Below are 17,746 nucleotides of genomic sequence, written 5' to 3' on the forward strand. Positions count from 1 at the left end.
TTAGCTGTCGTAATCTATGACATGCCGCAGCTGTTTTTCATACTCAAGCGCCTTGCCGGTGCCCATTGCAACACAATTTAGCGACTCGTCAGCGACGGAAATGCTCAGCCCTGTCTGTTCACGCAGGGCCAGATCCAGCTCGCCCAGCAGCGCGCCACCGCCGGTCAGCATGACGCCCCGGTCTACGATGTCCGCCGCCAGATCCGGCGGGGTGGCCTCAAGCGCGATCATTACCGCTTCGCAGATTTGCTGTACGGGTTCGGCCAAGGCTTCGGCTACCTGAGCCTGGTTGATTTCAATCTCTTTGGGGACACCGTTCAGCAGATCGCGGCCACGAATTTGCATCGCCGCGCCGCGCCCGTCATCTGGCATGCGCGAGGTGCCAATCGAGGTTTTGATACGTTCGGCGGTTGCCTCACCGATCAAAAGGTTCTGTTGGCGACGCAGGTAAGAAATCACGGCGTCATCCATCCGGTCCCCGCCCACGCGCACTGATCGCGCATAAACGATATCACCCAGCGAAAGCACCGCAACCTCGGTGGTCCCGCCACCAATGTCGACCACCATCGAGCCGGTCGGGTCCGTGATCGGCATGCCCGCACCAATAGCGGCGGCAATGGGCTCTGCGATCAAACCGGCACGGCGCGCGCCCGCGCCCAACACCGACTGGCGAATGGCGCGCTTTTCAACGGGGGTCGCACCATGGGGCACGCAGACGATGATTTTGGGCTTGGTAAAGGTGGTGCGTTTGTGGACCTTCCGGATGAAGTATTTGATCATCTCTTCGGCCACGTCGAAATCAGCAATGACACCTTCACGCATCGGGCGGATCGCCTCGATGCTGCCCGGTGTGCGGCCCAGCATCAGCTTGGCGTCTTCACCCACGGCCAGAACCTGTTTGCGCCCGTCGCGCACGTGAAATGCCACCACCGAAGGTTCGTTTAGGACAACGCCCTTGCCCTTGACGTAAACCAGCGTGTTCGCAGTGCCCAGGTCAATCGCCATATCAGACGAAAACAACCCGCCAAAATTTGCCATGTAATTTTGCCTTGTTAAACCACAGCCAAGCCCGCGCCAGCGCGCGAGAAACGATGACAGGTTATAGGTTGCCGAAGGTGCAAGGGTAAAGGGCGCAAAGCCGTGCAATTGGCGTGAAATCGCCACTTGCAGGATTCAATCAATTAAAGCGGCCTGCCTGTTCAAGCTTCGATAGAATTTTGCACGTTTGGAACATCGCCATTTGGCCGAAAATCGGCGGATCCACCGGCTGGCATGGCCCTGATAGGCGAGGGCCGGTCAGGTCGATTCGCCCACGCCTATGCGGCGAATGTGAAAAGAACGCCTGATCAGGCGCTCTTTCCGGTACAAAATCGACCCTGAAATCAGGCTTCGGGCTTGGTCTTTTCGCGCCGGACCAGCAAACGGTTCAGCGCATTGACATAGGCTTTGGCCGACGCAACGACCGTGTCGGTATCCGACGACTGACCCGTGACGATCTTGCCGTCTTCCTCCATCCGCACCGAAACGGTGGCTTGCGCATCGGTGCCCTGTGTTACGGCATGCACCTGATAAAGCTGCAGGCGCGCCCCATGAGGGAAGAGTTCTTTGACCGCGTTGAAAGTCGCGTCCACCGGGCCATCGCCTTGCGCGGTGCACTGGTGATCAACACCATCGATCGTCAGTGTCAGGTCCGCCGATTGCGGGGCTTCGGTGCCGCAGATCACGCGCAGGAACTTGACCTGCAAGTGGTCGTGGACATCTTCCGAGGAACTGTCGCGCATCAGGGCGGCAATATCTTCGTCAAAGACTTCTTTCTTGCGGTCAGCCAGCGCTTTGAAGCGTACGAATACGTCTTTCAGCTGGTTATCGCCCAGTTCATAGCCCATGTCCTCAAGCTTGGCGCGCAGCGCAGCGCGGCCTGAGTGCTTGCCCAGCGGCAAGGAGCTTTCAGACAGACCGATGTCTTCGGGGCGCATGATTTCGAACGTTTCGGCGTTCTTCAGCATGCCGTCCTGATGGATACCGCTTTCATGCGCGAAGGCGTTCTTACCAACGATGGCTTTATTGTACTGAACCTGAAAGCCCGACACCGTTGCCACCCGACGAGAGATCGCCATGATTTTGGTGGTGTCGATGCCGGTTTGAAAGGGCATCAGGTCGTTGCGGACCTTCATTGCCATCACAACTTCTTCCAGCGCGGTGTTGCCCGCGCGCTCGCCCAGACCGTTGATTGTGCATTCAATCTGGCGCGCGCCCGCATCCACTGCGGCCAGAGCGTTCGCCGTCGCCATGCCCAGATCGTTGTGGCAATGGGTGGCAAAGATGACTTCATCCGCGCCCGGTACGGCTTCGATCAGCCGTGCAATCAGGTCGGCGCTTTCACGTGGAGCGGTGTAGCCCACCGTGTCGGGGATGTTGATCGTGGTGGCGCCTGCTTTGATGGCGATCTCAATCACCCGGCACAGGTAATCAAATTCGGTCCGTGTGGCGTCCATCGGTGACCACTGCACGTTGTCCACCAGATTGCGGGCATGGCTGACAGTGTCATGGATCAGGTCGGCCATTTCGTCCTTGTTCAGGTTTGGAATGGCGCGGTGCAGCGGCGAGGTGCCGATAAAGGTGTGGATGCGCGGACGGGCAGATTTGCGCACTGCCTCGGCACAGCGATCAATGTCTTTAAAATTGGCGCGCGAGAGTCCACAGATCACGGCGTTTTTGGAACGCTCGGCGATCTGGGAAACGGCTTCGAAGTCGCCTTCTGATGCAATCGGAAACCCGGCTTCGATGATGTCGACACCCATGTCGTCCAGCATCTCGGCAATTTCCAGCTTCTCATCGTGGCTCATGGTTGCGCCGGGGCTTTGCTCGCCGTCACGCAGGGTGGTGTCAAAAATCAGGACGCGGTCCTGGTCTGCCTTAGAGGTCATCTGTCTGATCTTTCGTGTCTTACTTAGCTTTGTCGCTGATCCGGCGCTTTTCCCTCACTGAGCGGCCGCGCCGAGGCGCGCTCAGGGCAGGCTAAGAAGAAGCAGAGCACGGATATCCGCACCGCGCAGGGCGGCGGGAGCAAGCATGTGAATATGTGCGATCCGTGTCATGGGGCGTGATCATACGCACCCGATCCGAAAAGAAAAGCGGAATTTGGGATGGGCTGGACATTCCGCTGCCGCGCTCCAGTTCTAGGCAAATGATGCAGAAAGCTTTGATACTTGGGGCCTCGGGCGGGATAGGCGGCGCTGTTGCAGCGCAGCTCGCGCGGCAGGGCTGGAGCGTGGACGGGCTGTCGCGCAAAGCGGATGGGTTTGATGTCACCGACCCGCAGGCGGTCGCGTCGCAGTTGGAGCGATTGCAGGGCACCTATGATCTGGTTTTCATAGCCACTGGGCAGTTGCACGGGGCAGGGCACCCACCCGAGAAATCTCTCCGAGCCCTCAGCGCCGAGGCCATGGCGGATCAATTCGTCGTCAACGCCATCGGCCCTGCATTGGTGATGCGCCATGCACAGCGTTTACTGCCACGCGACCGCAGAGCGGTATTGGCAGTTTTGTCGGCGCGGGTGGGATCCATTACCGACAATCGGCTGGGCGGGTGGTATTCCTATCGGATGGCAAAGGCCGCGCTGAATCAGGCGTTGCGCACAAGTTCTGTTGAAATCGCCAGAACGCACCCCAAGGCGATCTGCGTCGCGCTGCATCCCGGCACAGTCCAGACAGAATTCACCAAAGATTACACCGCCCGCCACAGCACGGTGAAACCCGCTCAAGCGGCCCGAAATCTGATTAATGTGATTGAGGGCCTGACCCCGGGAAACACCGGGCAGTTCTTTGATTGGGCTGGAAAACCCGTGCCGTGGTAGACTTTACTCAGCGGGCGCAGCGGGTTCAGAGGTTTCCTCGTCAGTGGTCAAAACGCCGTTGCGCCACGTGCCGCTTTCTTCCTCGCCGCTGATATAGCGCATCGTGCCTTCACCCTGCCGCTTATCGGCAACAAACATGCCTTCATACACGTTGCCATTGGGGTAGGTGGCGATGCCTTTGCCCTCGATCTTGCCATTCTTCCAAGCACCTGAGTAGCTAAAGCCGCTTGGCTGTGTGATCGTGCCTTGGCCGTCGCGCTGTCCGTTGGCGAAGGTCCCTTCATAGACGGTGCCATCGCCATAGGTCGTCTTGCCCATGCCATGGCGCACCCCGTCTTGCCATTGACCAGTATATTCATACCCGTCCGAGGCCAGCGTCATCGTGCCCATTCCGTGATTTTGCGCGTTTTTGAACTCGCCGTCATAGACCACACCATTGGTATAGGTCGCCACGCCTTTGCCTTCGATGACCCCGGCGATCCAGCCGCCCTCATAGGTGGCGCCGTCTGGATAGGTGATCTTACCCTGTCCATCGGCGAGGTCGTCGCGAAACGACCCTTCATAGACCGAGCCATCGGGATAGGTGACTTTGCCCTGTCCATCTATGCGCCCGGCCAGCCAGTCGCCTACATAAATGTACCCGTCGGTCCCGGTGAAGGTGCCCTTGCCCTGGCGTTTATCACTGGCGAAACCGCCTTCATAAACATCGCCGTTTGCATAGGTCACCTTTCCGGTGCCGTGACGTTCTCCGGCGACCAACAGACCCTGGTATACGTCACCGTTTGATTGTGTCAGTTTACCCAGCCCATTGATCTGACCATCTTTCCAGGCGCCTTCATAGATCAACCCGTCTGGCATGGTCAGAACGCCCTGACCGGAACGTTGGCCATTGGCCATATCGCCTTCGTAAACCCCACCATCCGGATAGGTGATTTTGCCTTTGCCGGCTTTCACGCCCTGTTCCCAGGTGCCATCATAAACATAGCCATTGGGGTTGGTCATCACGCCCTGACCGTGGTGCATGGCGTTTTCAAATCCGCCATCATAGGTGACCCCATTGGCATAAGCCGCGCGGCCGTTGCCGGTGATCTTACCGGCCAGCCAATCGCCTTCGTAGCTGCCCCCATCGGCGAAGATCATCTTGCCAAAACCCTCGGGGTTGCCTTTGGCAAAGCTGCCCTCATAGACCGACCCGTTGGGAAAGCGTGCGACACCGGTGCCGCTGATCTCGCCCATGTCCCACTGGCCAGTATATTCATAGCCGTTAGGCAGGCGATACGTGCCGCGTCCGTGCTGGACTCCGTCTTTGAACGTGCCCTCATAGATGCCGCCATCATCGTACTGTTTGGTCTGAACCGGCGGGCCATCTTGCGCAACGGCCGGGGTGCCCATGGCCAGGGTACCGCCCAGAATTGCTAACTTCAGCATATTGCCTGCGTTGCGCACGGCTTGCCCCCATAATTCAGCCGTTCCCGGCGTTTCCTGTTCGGCCAGAGGTTAATTCAGCACCCACCCCCTGACAACGCTTTTCCCAATCTATCGGCTTTCACTTGCCGGTGGCCGTGGTAATAGGTTTCTCGACAAGGAGAGATCCGATGCCTGATACATTCCGCCTGACATTGGCGCAGCTGAACCCGACTGTTGGTGCTCTGCAAGCAAACGCAGACAAAGCGCGTGCGGCTTGGGTGCAAGCACGCGAAGCCGGTGCCGATATGATCGCGCTGCCCGAAATGTTCGTGACCGGATACCAGACGCAGGATTTGATCATGAAGCCGGTTTTCGTGGCCGAAGCTGTGCGCGTGATCGAGGCACTGGCTGCGGATTGTGCGGATGGCCCGGCTATGGGCATCGGTGGTCCTTGCTATGAAGGTATCGCGCTGCACAATGCTTACTACATCTTGCAAGGCGGCAAGGTCGTGCACCGGGTGCTAAAACACCATCTGCCCAATGAAACCGTGTTTGACGAGGTCCGCCTGTTCGACTCGGGCGATGTCAGTGGCCCATACAACATCAACGGGGTGCGTATCGGCAGCCCGGTGTGCGAGGATTCCTGGCACCCTGACGTGGCTGAAACCCTTGCCGAAACCGGAGCCGAAATTCTGGTCGTACCCAATGGTTCGCCGTATTATCGCAACAAAATGGACACGCGCCGCAACCACATGGTCGCCCGTGTGGTCGAAACCGGCCTGCCGCTGGTTTATCTGAACATGGTCGGCGGGCAGGATGATCAGGTGTTTGATGGCGGCACATTCGTGTTGAACCCGCATGGGCAACTGGCCCTGCAACTGCCGGTGTTCGAAGAATGCATCCAGCACATCAACTTCACCCGCACCACGGATGGTTGGCAGGCCGAAGCCGGTGAACTGGCGCACATGCCTGACGAGTGGGAGCAAGATTACCGCACCATGGTCACTGCCCTACGCGACTACATGGGCAAGACCGGGTTCAAGAAGGTCGTTCTGGGCCTGTCGGGCGGGATTGATTCTGCGATTGTGGCGACGATTGCCTGTGACGCGCTGGGCGCCGAAAACGTGCGCTGTGTGATGCTGCCGTCCGAGTATACCTCGCAAGAATCTCTGGATGACGCCGAGGCTGTCGCCAAGGCGCTGGGCTGTCATTATGACTATGTGCCGATCGCACAGGGGCGTGCTGCGATCACCGATACTCTGGCACCGTTGTTCGAAGGCCGGGATGCCGATGTGACCGAGGAAAACATCCAATCCCGTCTGCGCGGGCTACTGTTGATGGCGCTTAGCAACAAGTTTGGCGAGATGCTGCTGACGACCGGCAACAAGTCCGAGGTCGCGGTGGGTTACGCCACGATTTATGGTGACATGAACGGGGGCTATAACCCGATCAAAGACATGTACAAAACCCGCGTGTTTGAAACCTGCCGCTGGCGCAACGCCAATCATCGCGACTGGATGATGGGCCCTGCGGGTGAAGTGATCCCGCCCCGCGTGATCGACAAGCCGCCCTCGGCCGAGCTGCGCGAAGACCAGAAAGACGAAGACAGCTTGCCGCCCTATGACGTGCTGGACGCGATTCTGACTGGGTTGGTGGATGATGAAAAATCCGTCGCCGATCTGGTCGCCGACGGGTTTGATCGCGACATGGTCAAGAAGGTCGAACACCTGATCTACATCAGCGAGTACAAGCGCTTCCAGTCTGCGCCCGGAACGCGGTTGACCAAGCGATCATTCTGGCTGGACCGCCGCTATCCGATCGTCAGCCGCTGGCGCGACCCGTCTTAATCCTCAACTGCGCAAGCCGAGCGGATACAATTTCGCCCGGCATCCTTGGCGGCATACAGCGCTTCGTCTGCGGCGTTCAGCAAGTCCTGAGGCATGTTCCCGTGTTCGGGAAAGCTGGACACGCCAATGGACACTGTCACGCGGGGCAGGTTGCCGGAGCCATAGCGGATCTTGGTGTCTTCGATGGCAGAGCGCAGTTTCTCGGCCGCGGTCAAGGCATCATCAAGCTTGGTCTTGGGTAGCAAGACGACGAACTCTTCCCCGCCAAAGCGGCAGCACACATCATCGCTGCGCATGATCTCTCCCATTTTCTCGCCGATGGCGCGCAACACCATATCGCCGGCGTCATGGCCGTGGTTGTCATTGAAGGTTTTGAACTTGTCGGCATCGAAGGACAGGATCGAAAGGGCATCATCCTTGCGTTGTGACATGTTCAGCTCATTGCGAAACGCCTCCATAAAGAAGCGCCTGTTGTACAGCCCGGTCAGCGGGTCGCGCGTGGACTGATCATGCAGTTCGTCGCGCAGTTTCACGTTGGCTACAGCAAGGCTGATGTGTTCGGCGCATTGGTTGGTGAACCGCAGGCTGGCTTCGGTCTCTTCTTCAAGCGCATCCTCTGGAAAGCCGACATGCAGCAGCCCGACAGTGTCACCATGGGCGACGATGGGGATGCACAGATAGTCCAGGTTCTTGGTGTCGGCGGTGTGCTCCTTCACATGATCACAACAAAAACCCAGCACACTTGGCGTGTGGTGGTAATGGCGCCCGCGCCGCAGCGCCCAACATGAATCCGGCGCGATATGTTCGTGCATGTTGTTGCCACCCCATTCACAGGCACCATCCAGCACGTCCCGCGAATTGGAGTAGATGTACAGCTCGCCTTTGGTGGCAGGCAGGATGCGCGGCATGAACGCGCCAACGATTTCATAGAGTTCCTTCAGGGATTTGCAGACCTGTAGCCATTCATCCAGCTCGGCCAGCAGCTTGGCTTCGTTTTTCCAGATCTGCTCGGCGGCAAGGGTGCGCAGTGCCTTCAACTCTGCCTGTTGCGAGGCCTTTTTTGCGTCTTCAAGTTCCTGCGCGGCGCGGCGGGCTTCGGAAACATCGGTAAATGTTACCACGAATCCACCTGACTCCAGCGGGCGCACATTGGTAGAGACCACCCGGCCTGATGGCAAAACTCGGTCAAATGCAAAGGTCGCTTTCATGCTGAACTTCGACTGCGCATCGTCTTTGGTCTGCGATGTGATTTCGCCCCGATCCACAGACATTTGCAGGAATTCTTCGCGCGTAATCCCCGGGTAAAGCGCGTTGCTGTCAATCTCCAGAACTTTAAGGACGCGGTCTGTGTGCATTTCGCAGACCCCGTCATCGGTCCATACAAGGACTCCTTGTTCCATGGTGTTCAAAACCTCTCGCGTGCTGCGCAATCGGTTTTTGCTGTCTTTTTGTTCCAGCTGATTCACGTTAGAGCCGTCTGGCATAAAGCACCCCTCGATAGATGGCTTGAGCCCCCGCAGCGATCATTTGGGGCAGGGGTTTTCAAAAGGTGAACAAGGGCGTCATCAACGGCTAATAGTTAGTTTCAAATGTATGTTTTGTTGGGGACGTTCTTCGTGCCATCATCTTCCCATGGCGCAAAACAAAACCCAATCCACAGACCAAACCGTTTCAGCTTTTCTTTCAGGCGTCGTGCCTGAGCGAAAGCAAGCGGAATCGATTGAGTTAGATGCGCTTTTTCAACGGGTTACTGGGTATTCCCCGGTCATGTGGGGACCAAGCATCATTGGCTATGGCCGGTATCACTATCGCTATGCCAGTGGGCGCGAAGGCGATTTTCTGGCCACAGGTTTTTCGCCGCGTAAGGCGAACTTTTCCGTCTATATCATGCCGGGATATGCAAATTTTGACGGTATTTTGGGCCGTTTGGGCAAGCATAAGACGGGCAAGTCCTGCCTCTATTTCAATAAACTTGCAGATATTGACCAAGAGGTTCTTGCCGAATTGATCCGCGCGGGTTTGAAAGACCTTGATCAACGCTGGCCAGTGACGCCCAGCTAAGCCAAATCGCTAAGCGGACATTGCGCAATCAATGCTTCGGCATCTTCTCGGCGGCACAGCTCGGTTGCGGCGGTCATCACGGCGGCCGAGGCCGAGGCCGCGCCCCGCTGCAAGGCCGTGCCCAAATCGCATCCCCGGGCCAGTGCCAGGGTAAAGCCACCGACAAAACTGTCGCCCGCACCGACCTTGGACACCACGGGTACATCTGCGGCCATGGCGTGCAGACGTTGATCAGCGCTGGCCAGAACCGAGCCATCAGCACCGCGCGCCACCACAACAACCTGCGCAGCCCCCCGTGCCACCAGTTCAGCAGCAAATCCGACGCTATCATGGCGCGAGGGCAGGGCGCGCCCGGCCAGTTCTTCAGCTTCGGCCTGATCCATGCGCAGCACGTAAGGTGCCGGTCCGTTGCCTGCCGCCAAAGCCGTGAGCGCCGCGCCAGAAGTATCGGCGATGACCTTGGTGTCGCCGTCCTGAAGCGCGGTGCACAGCTGTGCCGGAAAGGTATCTGAAACACCCGGCGGCATAGAGCCCGACAAAACCACATAGCCTTCATCGGGAACGGCTCCCGATGCGGTTTTCAAGACGTTCTGGACGTGGTCTTCATCCCAGTCCGGGCCGGGCATGACAAAGCGATATTGCTGCCCGGTTTCGCGGTCGGTTACGGCAAGGCTGAGCCGCGTTTCACCGGGCGCGCGTACGGGCAATACAGCGATGCCTTCGTCCATAAGAAGATGCCGCAGCTTTTTGCCGTTTGGCCCGCAAATCGCAATCAGCGCGCGGCTTTGCCCGCCAAGCTGACGCACAGCGCGCGAGACGTTGATCCCGCCACCGCCCGGATCGGTGACCGGGCGGTCGCATCTCAGTTTGTGATCAGCATTGACGCTATCTGCCGAAGTCGACAGATCAACGGCAGGATTCAGCGTGACGGTCAGGATGTCTTGCATAAAAGCGCCTTGGGGATGGTTTTGCCGCAGCTTGCCACCCCCAAGCCAAGGGGTCTAGCCGTTCAGCATCATCTGATAGCTTGCCGGCACATATTCGAAGCCATCGCCACGCGCGGTGGCATATCCCATTGCGGGCCATGGCATATGATAACCGATGAAAGGCACTTTGTCGGCGGCCAGCATGCCAAACAGCTTGCGCCGGGTCGCAGCAGCGGCGGCCTTATCGCGGTCAAACTTGACCTCCCAATCGGGGTAACCCAGCGACCAGACATAGTGGTTGGCGGCATCTGCAATCAGCATCAGCTGCTGGCCATCGCTTTCCAGCATATAGGTCATGTGGCCCGGCGTGTGCCCCTGTGCGGCCACCGCGGTGATGCCCGAGGCCACCGCACCCCCATCGTCCAGAAAGGTCATCTTTTCGGCCAGAGGTTTCACTTTCTGATCGAAGCGTTCGTTTTCGGCCCCGGCCCAGAAGTCATACTCGGCCGCGCCGGTCACATAAGCGGCATTGGTGAAGGTCGCGCCAGCATCGCCCGTCAGACCACCGATATGGTCGCCATGCATGTGCGTCAGGACCACCACGTCCACCTGATCGGGGGTATAGCCCGCCACCGCCAAAGCATCGCTTATCCCGCCGGCATTCAGACCGGTGTCAAACAGGATAAGTTGTGAACCGGTGTTCACCACGGTGGGGGTGAAAAAGAACTGCGCCTTGTCAGTAGGGATCAAATGAGAGTCTGACACCGCGCCAAACTCCGCCGCATCCACATTCATGCCAAAGATGTTTTGTGGGTTTTCAACTGTCCGGGTGCCAGCCAGCAAAGCGGTTACTTCGAACGATCCAAGCTTGAACCTGTTCGCCTTGGCAACTGTCATACTTTGCATCGGGGCCGCCGCGCGCACGGCCCCGGCGGTCAGGGGCAAAGCCGCCGCCCCCAAAAGGGCCTGACGACGAGAGAGAGGGAAAGAGGCGGTCATGTGCGACTCCTTTCGCAGCAAGTAAAGAATGTATGAAGGGTAGCGCGCACATCGAATTTGGCAAAATGCCGGGGTGTCACGAATGCGTGCGCGTCTGCGGGTGTGGACAAAGCCCCCCCATTGTGAAAAACGCAGGGCTGATTTTTTCGGAGTCCTCGCATGACCGTCACCCGCTTCGCACCGTCGCCCACCGGCTATATCCATGTGGGCAACCTGCGCACCGCGCTGTTCAACTATCTGATCACCCGCAAGGCGGGCGGCCAGTTCATCCTGCGCATTGATGACACCGACCCGGAACGTTCCAAGCAGGAATATGTCGACGCGATTCAGCAGGATCTGGAGTGGCTTGGCATTGAATGGGACCGGATCGAACACCAGTCCGCCCGTATTGAACGCTACGAGGCTGCCGCCGATCAGCTGCGCGAGATGGGCCGGTTTTATGAGTGTTTCGAAACCCCCACCGAACTGGACCTGAAACGCAAGAAACAGCTGAACATGGGTAAGCCGCCGGTCTATGACCGCGCCGCGCTGAACCTGTCGGATGACGAAAAGGCAAAGCTGCGCGAAGAGCGCGGGCAGGGCCACTGGCGCTTCAAGCTGGACCACGAACGGATTGACTGGACCGATGGCATTCTGGGCGACATCTCGATCGATGCCGCTTCGGTGTCGGACCCGGTGCTGATCCGGGGTGATGGGCAGTTCCTGTACACGCTGGCCTCGGTTGTCGATGACACCGAGATGGGTGTGACCAACGTCGTGCGCGGCTCCGATCACGTCACCAACACTGCGACGCAGATTCAGATGATCCGCGCGCTGGGCGGCACTGTGCCGTCATTCGCGCACCATTCGCTGCTGACCGGCCCGCAGGGCGAGGCCCTTTCCAAACGTCTGGGCACGCTGGCCCTGCGCGATCTGCGCGAACAGGGCGTGGAGCCCATGGCGCTGCTGAGCCTGATGGCGCGGTTGGGGTCCAGCCAACCGGTCGAGCTGCGTTCCAGCATGGATGAACTGGTCGACGGGTTCGACATCGCCCATTTCGGCTCTGCTCCGACCAAGTTCGACGTGCAGGACCTGTTCCCGCTGACGGCGCGTATCCTGAACGAATTGCCGCTGGATGTCGTGGCCGCTGACGTGGCCGCGCTGGGTGTGCCTGCCGACAAGGCCGAGGCCTTCTGGAACGTGGTGCGCGAAAACATCACCGTCAAAGCCGATATGGCGCCGTGGTGGGACCTGTTCCAGAACGGTGCCGAACCGCTTGTCGCAGATGAGGACGCCGAGTTTATCGCGCAGGCTTTCGACATGTTGCCCGAGCCGCCCTATAGCGCCGACAGTTGGGGCAACTGGACCAAAGCGGTGAAAGAAGCCACCGGTCGCAAAGGCAAAGGCCTGTTCATGCCACTGCGCAAGGCCGTCACAGGCCGCGAACGCGGCCCGGACATGTCCGACGTGCTGCCGCTGTTGCAAAAGAAACCCGGTTAATCCGGTCAATCTGACCTATTCGTCCTTCAAAGCCCGCGCACAGCCATATGTGCGCGGGCTTTGAATTGTGGGAAGCCGCGCAAAGCGTCATGATGCGGGCAAAGGAGCCCTCATGTCTGACGCAAAATTCTTGCACGGCAATCTTCTGCGCCACATCACCGTGATGTCGTTGACTGCTTCGGTCGGGTTGATGGCGATCTTTCTGGTTGATCTGGTCGACATGCTATTCATTTCCATGTTGGGGCAGGCCGAGCTGGCCGCCGCCGTGGGATACGCAGGCGCGATTTTGTTTTTCACCTCGTCCTTTGGAATTGGCACGGCAATATCGGCAGGGGCGTTGGTGGCGCGGGCGCTTGGGGCCGAGGACGCCAATATGGCGCGTCAGCGCGCGACGACGGCTTTATTTTACGGCGTCTGTATCGGTGCTGTCTTTACGCTGGTCGTTTGGATTTATATCCGCCCGCTCACCGCGATGCTGGGCGCGCAGGGCGCGACATTGGATCTTGCTGTTCACTATCTGCAGATCATTGTGCCCAGCCTGCCGATTTTGATCGCCGGGATGATCGGAGGCGCGGTGCTGCGCGCTCACGGGGATGCACGGCGCTCGATGATGGCGACGGTGCTGGGGGGCGTGGTGAATGCGGTTCTGGACCCGATTTTGATTTTCGGGTTTGGGTTGGACCTGACAGGCGCGGCGCTGGCCAGTGTCGCGGCACGGATCACCATCGCGGCGGCTTCTCTGATGCCGCTGATCCGCCACCACGGCGGGTTCGCGATACCCTCCAAAACGCAGTTTGCGCAAGATTTACCCATCATTGCCAAGATCGCAGTCCCCGCGATCCTGACGCAGCTGGCGACTCCGGTGGGGCAGGCCTATGTCACCCGCGCCATGGCCGAGTACGGCGAAAACGCGGTGGCCGGCATGGCCATTGTCGGGCGCCTTACGCCGGTTGCCTTCGGTGTGATCTTTGCCCTGTCTGGCGCGGTTGGCCCGGTGATCGGCCAAAACTATGGCGCGCAGGCCTATGAGCGCGTGCGCCGGTCCTATTTTGACGCGTTGTTGTTTACGGGGATTGTCACATTGTCAGTAACGGCGTTGCTGTTTGCCCTGCGCGCGCCCATAGCCGACTTGTTTGACGCGACCGGGCAAGCCCGAGAGCTGGTTTACCTGTTTTGTGGCCCCTTGGCTTTGGCGTTCTTTTTCAACGGCGTGATCTTTGTGTCGAACGCGGCGTTCAACAATTTGGGTCAGCCGTTTAATTCGACCCTGATCAACTGGGGCCGCCACACCATTGGCACGATCCCCTTCGTTATAGTCGGGGCGGCTTGGTATGGCGCGGCTGGTGTGTTGATTGGTCAGGCTGTCGGCGGGCTGGTCTTTGCAGTGGCGGCCTATGGTCTTGCCGCCCGTTTGCTGCGTTGTGATCGTGCGGCCGCGCACCCGTCGGCGTTTGCGCGTCAAGCGCGGCTCTTGGCCATGGCCCGGTTCCGCCGATAGACCCAAGTATCACAAGAGTCTTGTTCGCGTCTCCAAATCTCTTAACGTAGGGGCAGGGATGAACGGGAAAAGCATGGAGCCGATCGTAAGCAATTACCGCTTGCCTGAGCCAGTGAGGGGCAGCGTGACATCGAAACTCTTGCACAGCCTGCAAGAGCGACAGGATCAGATTGTGATCAGCGATGGGATCACGGGATACAGCCTGACGGGTGCGGCACTGCGTGATCAAATTCATGCGCTGGCGGGCGGGTTGAAAGCCGCAGGTCTGGGCAGAGGACAGGTCGTCGCGCTTATCCTGCCGAATTCGCCCCAGTGGTGTGTGGTATTTCACGCCTTACTGGGGATCGGCTGCGTGGTGACACCGGTCAACCCGGCCTACACCGCGCCCGAGATTGCCAGACAGATCAAAGCCTCGGACGCGACGGCGGTTTTTACGCAGTCAGATATGGTCGACAAGCTTCCCGGTGGCGATCTGAGCGTCTTTGCTATGGTACCGGACGCGGCCGAGCCACTGGCGCCTTGGCTGGGTGCGCCGATTCCACAGCTGCACGAGCCAGAGCCTGAGGGTTTGGCCTTGATGCCCTTTTCGTCGGGCACCACAGGTGTGCCAAAGGGGGTGCCCCTGACCCATGCCAACATCGTCTGTAATCTGGCCGCCACCATGCAGATGATTGAGGTGAAGCCGGGTGAAGCAACGCTGGGCTTTTTGCCGTTTTTTCATATTTACGGTCTGGCGACGGTGATGAATGCCTATCTGATCTCGGGCGGGCATGTCGTGACCTTACCGCGGTTTGACGTGCCTTTGGCGGTGGACCTGATCGACAACTATCGCATGTCGCAGCTGTTCATCGTGCCGCCCGCCGCAAGTCTTCTGTTGGCCCATCCTGCGGCAGTGCAGGCGGATCTGTCCTCGATAGACTACATTCTGTCGGCGGCGGCACCTTTGGGTGATACGGTTCAAGACGCGCTGGAGGCGCGCTTGGCGTGCACCGTTTGCGAAGGCTTCGGTATGACCGAGTTAAGCTCTTTCTCCCACATTGCCCCGCGCGCGCAGGCCCGAAAAGGCTCTTGCGGGTTGCTGATGGCGGGGGCGCGTGCCCGCATCGTTGACCCGCAAACCGGTGGTGATCTGGGCGCTAATCAGGTCGGGGAGCTGTGGCTAAGCGGACCGCAGGTAATGGCGGGTTACGTGAACGCACAGCGGGCCAATGCCGACAGTTTCCCTGAACCGGGCTGGCTGCGTACCGGCGATCTGGCCGAAGTGGACATGGATGGTCATCTGTTCTTGCGGGGTCGTACCAAAGACATTCTGAAAGTGCGTGGATTTCAGGTTTCCCCCGCCGAGGTAGAAGGCGCGCTTATGAACTATCCCGGGATCACAGAGGCAGCACTGACTGCCGTACCAACCCTGCGCGGCGATGAAGTCTTGGTGGCTTTCATCAACTTGCACAACAACCAGCAACCCGATTGCGATGCGATCCGCGCGCATCTGATGTCACAGTTGGCCGGCTACAAACTGCCGCGACAGGTTCTGGACGGGGTCGAAATTCCAAAGTCCGCTGCAGGCAAGATTGACCGCACCGCGTTGCGCGCCTTGGCGCAAGAGCGACTGGCATCTAATCTTGAGCCATGAGCTATCTGGGAATTGATTTTGGCACCTCTGGCTTGCGGGCCTTACTGGTGGATGAAGATGGCGCGCCTTTGGCCTCTGCCGAGAAACACTATGCAGCGCGCCATCCGCATCCTGGATGGTCAGAGCAAGATCCGGCCGATTGGATCGCCGCCATTGACGCTGCGTTGGATGATCTGGCCCGTAAGACACCCGACTTTGCAGATGTGCGGGGAATTGGCGTTTCAGGCCACATGCATGGCGCGGTTTTGCTGGATGCTCAGGGCAAGGTGCTCCGCCCCTGTATTCTCTGGAATGACACACGTTCCAGTGCGCAGGCGGCGCGGCTGGATGGGCTGGAAGGCATGCGGGAAACGTCGGGCAATATCGTCTTTCCGGGTTTTACAGCGCCCAAGCTGGAATGGGTCCGCACACACGAACCCGAGCTTTTTGATCGTACCGCCAAAGTATTGCTGCCTGCGGCTTACGTGAACTTCTATCTGACGGGCCACTATGTCGCGGATATGTCTGACGCAAGCGGCACGTCATGGTTGGATGTGCAGGCGCGCGACTGGTCAGATGAATTGCTGACGATGGGCGGGATGCGGCGCGATCAGATGCCAGATCTGGCCGAAGGAACCGAGCCGGTGGGGCAATTGCGTGAGGCATTGGCGCAGCGTTGGGGACTGTCGGGCAAAGTCGTGGTGGCCGCGGGTGCTGGCGACAATGCGGCCGCGGCCTGTGGTATCGGCGCGATAGCCGAAGGGCAGGGGTTCGTGTCGTTGGGAACGTCGGGCGTTTTGCTGGGCGCGCGCGAAGGCTGTCATCCGCGCCCTGACGCAGGGTTGCATACATTTTGCCATGCGGTGCCGGGGCGGTGGGTGCAGGCGGGGGTGACCTTATCTGCGACCGATAGTGTGAACTGGTTATCGCGGATCACAGGGCAATCCCCGGCTCAGATGACGGGCGCACTGGGCGATGTGTTACGCCCGCCCGGCCAGCCATGTTTTCTGCCCTACCTTTCAGGCGAACGAACACCGCATAATGATGCTCATATCCGCGCCAGCCTGACGGGGCTATCTATGGCCACCGGCCCGGAAGAGCTGACACAGGCCGTCCTTGAAGGCGTGGCATTCAGCTTGCGGGATGCGTTGCAAAGCCTGAAAGCCGCGGGTGCCGGGTTTGAGACGCTGTTTGCGATAGGCGGCGGGGCGGCTTCGCACTACTGGCTGGCGCTGATTGCAACGGTGCTGGATATCCCGCTGGCCAAACCCGAAGGGGGCGAGTTTGGCGCCGCATTGGGGGCTGCGCGATTAGGGCAAAGTGCCGCAAGCGGGGGTGATCCGCTGGCGCTGATGACCCCACCGAAGATTGGTCAGATCTTTGCTCCTGAGAGAAGCCTGACTGCCGCATTTGATACGGCCTATGAGAAGTATCGTGCGACCTATCCGGCGATCAAATCTGTGCAATAGCGGGGCGCGTCGGGGGCGGTGCATGGTGCCTCAATTGCGTATCAACAAAGGCGGTTTCTTCGGGGGTCAGCCGTTGGTGGCGCGGATAGAGCGGCGCTGTACGATCATCCAAAATCGGGGTGTCCCATCCGTCGGTGGTTTCAAAGAACCGCACTGCGCCCTCGACACCAAATTCACGCAGGAAGCCTTGGACAACGACGTCAATGTAGCTCAATAAAATAGGGTGTCGCGCGTCGGGCGCGTCAATGTGGTCGGGGGTGACCGCATAGATATGAACCTGATCCAAACTGGTGCTGTGATCTGCGACCAGATGCCGGTCATAGGCGCGCTCTCGCGTGTCCAGCGCATCCCAGTCATGGCCGGGAACTGCCGCGATCAGGCCGTCAATCTGTGCGCCCGGCGCGGGATGGACGCTAAGGAAAGCCAGTTTGCGAAGTTTGGTGTGGGTCCAGACACGACGCCATCCCTGCACCTGCGCGGTTGTGGCACGCGGGTAGTCATGGGTGGCCCGGTTCACCAAAGAGCCATAGCCAAAGAAATGTGGATCATCCATCCGATTAATTTGCCTGCCTTGGGACCAAATTCAAGGGCT

The 17,746-nt window shown here is 59.2% G+C and carries 14 protein-coding genes; 7 read left to right on the forward strand and 7 right to left on the reverse strand.

Annotated features, from left to right (window positions below):
• Positions 1 to 1,038: a rod shape-determining protein gene (locus tag ATO10_RS08680; RefSeq protein ID WP_035250536.1), complete on the reverse strand. Its 1,038-nt coding sequence runs from the start codon at positions 1,036 to 1,038 to the stop codon at positions 1 to 3.
• 344 nt (positions 1,039 to 1,382) lie between these two features.
• Positions 1,383 to 2,927, reverse strand: a complete 1,545-nt coding sequence (locus tag ATO10_RS08685) for a 2-isopropylmalate synthase (protein WP_035250538.1) — start codon at positions 2,925 to 2,927, stop codon at positions 1,383 to 1,385.
• A gap of 176 nt (positions 2,928 to 3,103) precedes the next feature.
• Here ATO10_RS08685 and ATO10_RS08690 point away from each other — a divergent pair, with 176 nt between their 5' ends.
• Entirely contained in the window at positions 3,104 to 3,856 is a 753-nt protein-coding gene (locus ATO10_RS08690; RefSeq protein WP_337588302.1) for an SDR family NAD(P)-dependent oxidoreductase, read from the forward strand.
• A gap of 3 nt (positions 3,857 to 3,859) precedes the next feature.
• On the opposite strand, the gene ATO10_RS08695 is transcribed toward ATO10_RS08690, so the two are convergent.
• A complete protein-coding gene (locus ATO10_RS08695; protein WP_035251012.1) occupies positions 3,860 to 5,284 on the reverse strand; it encodes an MORN repeat-containing protein in 1,425 nt (474 codons plus the stop codon).
• A gap of 167 nt (positions 5,285 to 5,451) precedes the next feature.
• On the opposite strand from ATO10_RS08695, the gene ATO10_RS08700 reads away from it, so the two are divergent.
• Entirely contained in the window at positions 5,452 to 7,110 is a 1,659-nt protein-coding gene (locus ATO10_RS08700) for an NAD+ synthase (RefSeq protein WP_035250541.1), read from the forward strand.
• Here ATO10_RS08700 and ATO10_RS08705 read toward each other — a convergent pair.
• Complete coding sequence (locus ATO10_RS08705) at positions 7,107 to 8,594, reverse strand: diguanylate cyclase (protein WP_035250544.1); 1,488 nt, start codon at positions 8,592 to 8,594, stop codon at positions 7,107 to 7,109. The two genes, ATO10_RS08700 and ATO10_RS08705, sit on opposite strands and share 4 nt — an antisense overlap.
• Positions 8,595 to 8,742: 148 nt before the next feature.
• On the opposite strand from ATO10_RS08705, the gene ATO10_RS08710 reads away from it, so the two are divergent.
• Positions 8,743 to 9,171: a DUF1801 domain-containing protein gene (locus ATO10_RS08710; protein ID WP_035250546.1), complete on the forward strand. Its 429-nt coding sequence runs from the start codon at positions 8,743 to 8,745 to the stop codon at positions 9,169 to 9,171.
• On the opposite strand, the gene ATO10_RS08715 is transcribed toward ATO10_RS08710, so the two are convergent.
• Together ATO10_RS08715 and ATO10_RS08720 are read right to left on the reverse strand one after the other, a co-directional pair.
• On the reverse strand, positions 9,168 to 10,118 hold the full coding sequence (locus ATO10_RS08715; RefSeq protein ID WP_035250549.1) for a 1-phosphofructokinase family hexose kinase: 951 nt from the start codon (positions 10,116 to 10,118) through the stop codon (positions 9,168 to 9,170). The two genes, ATO10_RS08710 and ATO10_RS08715, sit on opposite strands and share 4 nt — an antisense overlap.
• Positions 10,119 to 10,172: 54 nt before the next feature.
• Complete coding sequence (locus ATO10_RS08720) at positions 10,173 to 11,096, reverse strand: MBL fold metallo-hydrolase (RefSeq protein WP_035250552.1); 924 nt, start codon at positions 11,094 to 11,096, stop codon at positions 10,173 to 10,175.
• A 159-nt stretch (positions 11,097 to 11,255) separates the two neighbouring features.
• Between ATO10_RS08720 and gltX the strand changes: the two genes are divergently transcribed.
• The 4 genes from gltX to xylB all read left to right on the forward strand — a co-directional run bounded on the left by gltX (position 11,256) and on the right by xylB (position 17,154).
• A complete protein-coding gene (gltX, locus tag ATO10_RS08725) occupies positions 11,256 to 12,575 on the forward strand; it encodes a glutamate--tRNA ligase (RefSeq protein WP_035250554.1) in 1,320 nt (439 codons plus the stop codon).
• 112 nt (positions 12,576 to 12,687) lie between these two features.
• Positions 12,688 to 14,073, forward strand: a complete 1,386-nt coding sequence (locus ATO10_RS08730) for an MATE family efflux transporter (RefSeq protein WP_035250556.1) — start codon at positions 12,688 to 12,690, stop codon at positions 14,071 to 14,073.
• A 124-nt stretch (positions 14,074 to 14,197) separates the two neighbouring features.
• Positions 14,198 to 15,706 (forward strand): class I adenylate-forming enzyme family protein, encoded by a 1,509-nt coding sequence (locus tag ATO10_RS16390; RefSeq protein WP_162174089.1) that lies wholly within the window; start codon positions 14,198 to 14,200, stop codon positions 15,704 to 15,706.
• Entirely contained in the window at positions 15,703 to 17,154 is a 1,452-nt protein-coding gene (xylB, locus tag ATO10_RS08740; RefSeq protein WP_035250558.1) for a xylulokinase, read from the forward strand. Before ATO10_RS16390 ends, xylB begins: the two co-directional genes overlap by 4 nt.
• Here the strand turns inward: xylB and ATO10_RS08745 are convergent.
• Entirely contained in the window at positions 17,138 to 17,707 is a 570-nt protein-coding gene (locus ATO10_RS08745; RefSeq protein WP_051598050.1) for a gamma-glutamylcyclotransferase family protein, read from the reverse strand. The genes xylB and ATO10_RS08745 overlap by 17 nt on opposite strands.
• Between the last annotated feature and the right edge of the window lie 39 nt (positions 17,708 to 17,746).

The sequence above is a fragment of the Actibacterium atlanticum genome (assembly GCF_000671395.1).
Lineage (GTDB): Bacteria > Pseudomonadota > Alphaproteobacteria > Rhodobacterales > Rhodobacteraceae > Actibacterium_D > Actibacterium_D atlanticum.

Excerpts from the sequence above, each read along its gene's own strand:
- ATO10_RS08680 (WP_035250536.1), bottom strand. The coding sequence starts at position 1,038 with ATGGCAAATTTTGGCGGGTTGTTTTCGTCTGATATGGCGATTGACCTG.
- ATO10_RS08685 (WP_035250538.1), bottom strand. The coding sequence starts at position 2,927 with ATGACCTCTAAGGCAGACCAGGACCGCGTCCTGATTTTTGACACCACC.
- ATO10_RS08695 (WP_035251012.1), bottom strand. The coding sequence starts at position 5,284 with ATGCTGAAGTTAGCAATTCTGGGCGGTACCCTGGCCATGGGCACCCCG.
- ATO10_RS08700 (WP_035250541.1), top strand. The coding sequence starts at position 5,452 with ATGCCTGATACATTCCGCCTGACATTGGCGCAGCTGAACCCGACTGTT.
- ATO10_RS08705 (WP_035250544.1), bottom strand. The coding sequence starts at position 8,594 with ATGCCAGACGGCTCTAACGTGAATCAGCTGGAACAAAAAGACAGCAAA.
- ATO10_RS08710 (WP_035250546.1), top strand. The coding sequence starts at position 8,743 with ATGGCGCAAAACAAAACCCAATCCACAGACCAAACCGTTTCAGCTTTT.
- ATO10_RS08715 (WP_035250549.1), bottom strand. The coding sequence starts at position 10,118 with ATGCAAGACATCCTGACCGTCACGCTGAATCCTGCCGTTGATCTGTCG.
- ATO10_RS08720 (WP_035250552.1), bottom strand. The coding sequence starts at position 11,096 with ATGACCGCCTCTTTCCCTCTCTCTCGTCGTCAGGCCCTTTTGGGGGCG.
- gltX (WP_035250554.1), top strand. The coding sequence starts at position 11,256 with ATGACCGTCACCCGCTTCGCACCGTCGCCCACCGGCTATATCCATGTG.
- ATO10_RS08730 (WP_035250556.1), top strand. The coding sequence starts at position 12,688 with ATGTCTGACGCAAAATTCTTGCACGGCAATCTTCTGCGCCACATCACC.
- xylB (WP_035250558.1), top strand. The coding sequence starts at position 15,703 with ATGAGCTATCTGGGAATTGATTTTGGCACCTCTGGCTTGCGGGCCTTA.
- ATO10_RS08745 (WP_051598050.1), bottom strand. The coding sequence starts at position 17,707 with ATGGATGATCCACATTTCTTTGGCTATGGCTCTTTGGTGAACCGGGCC.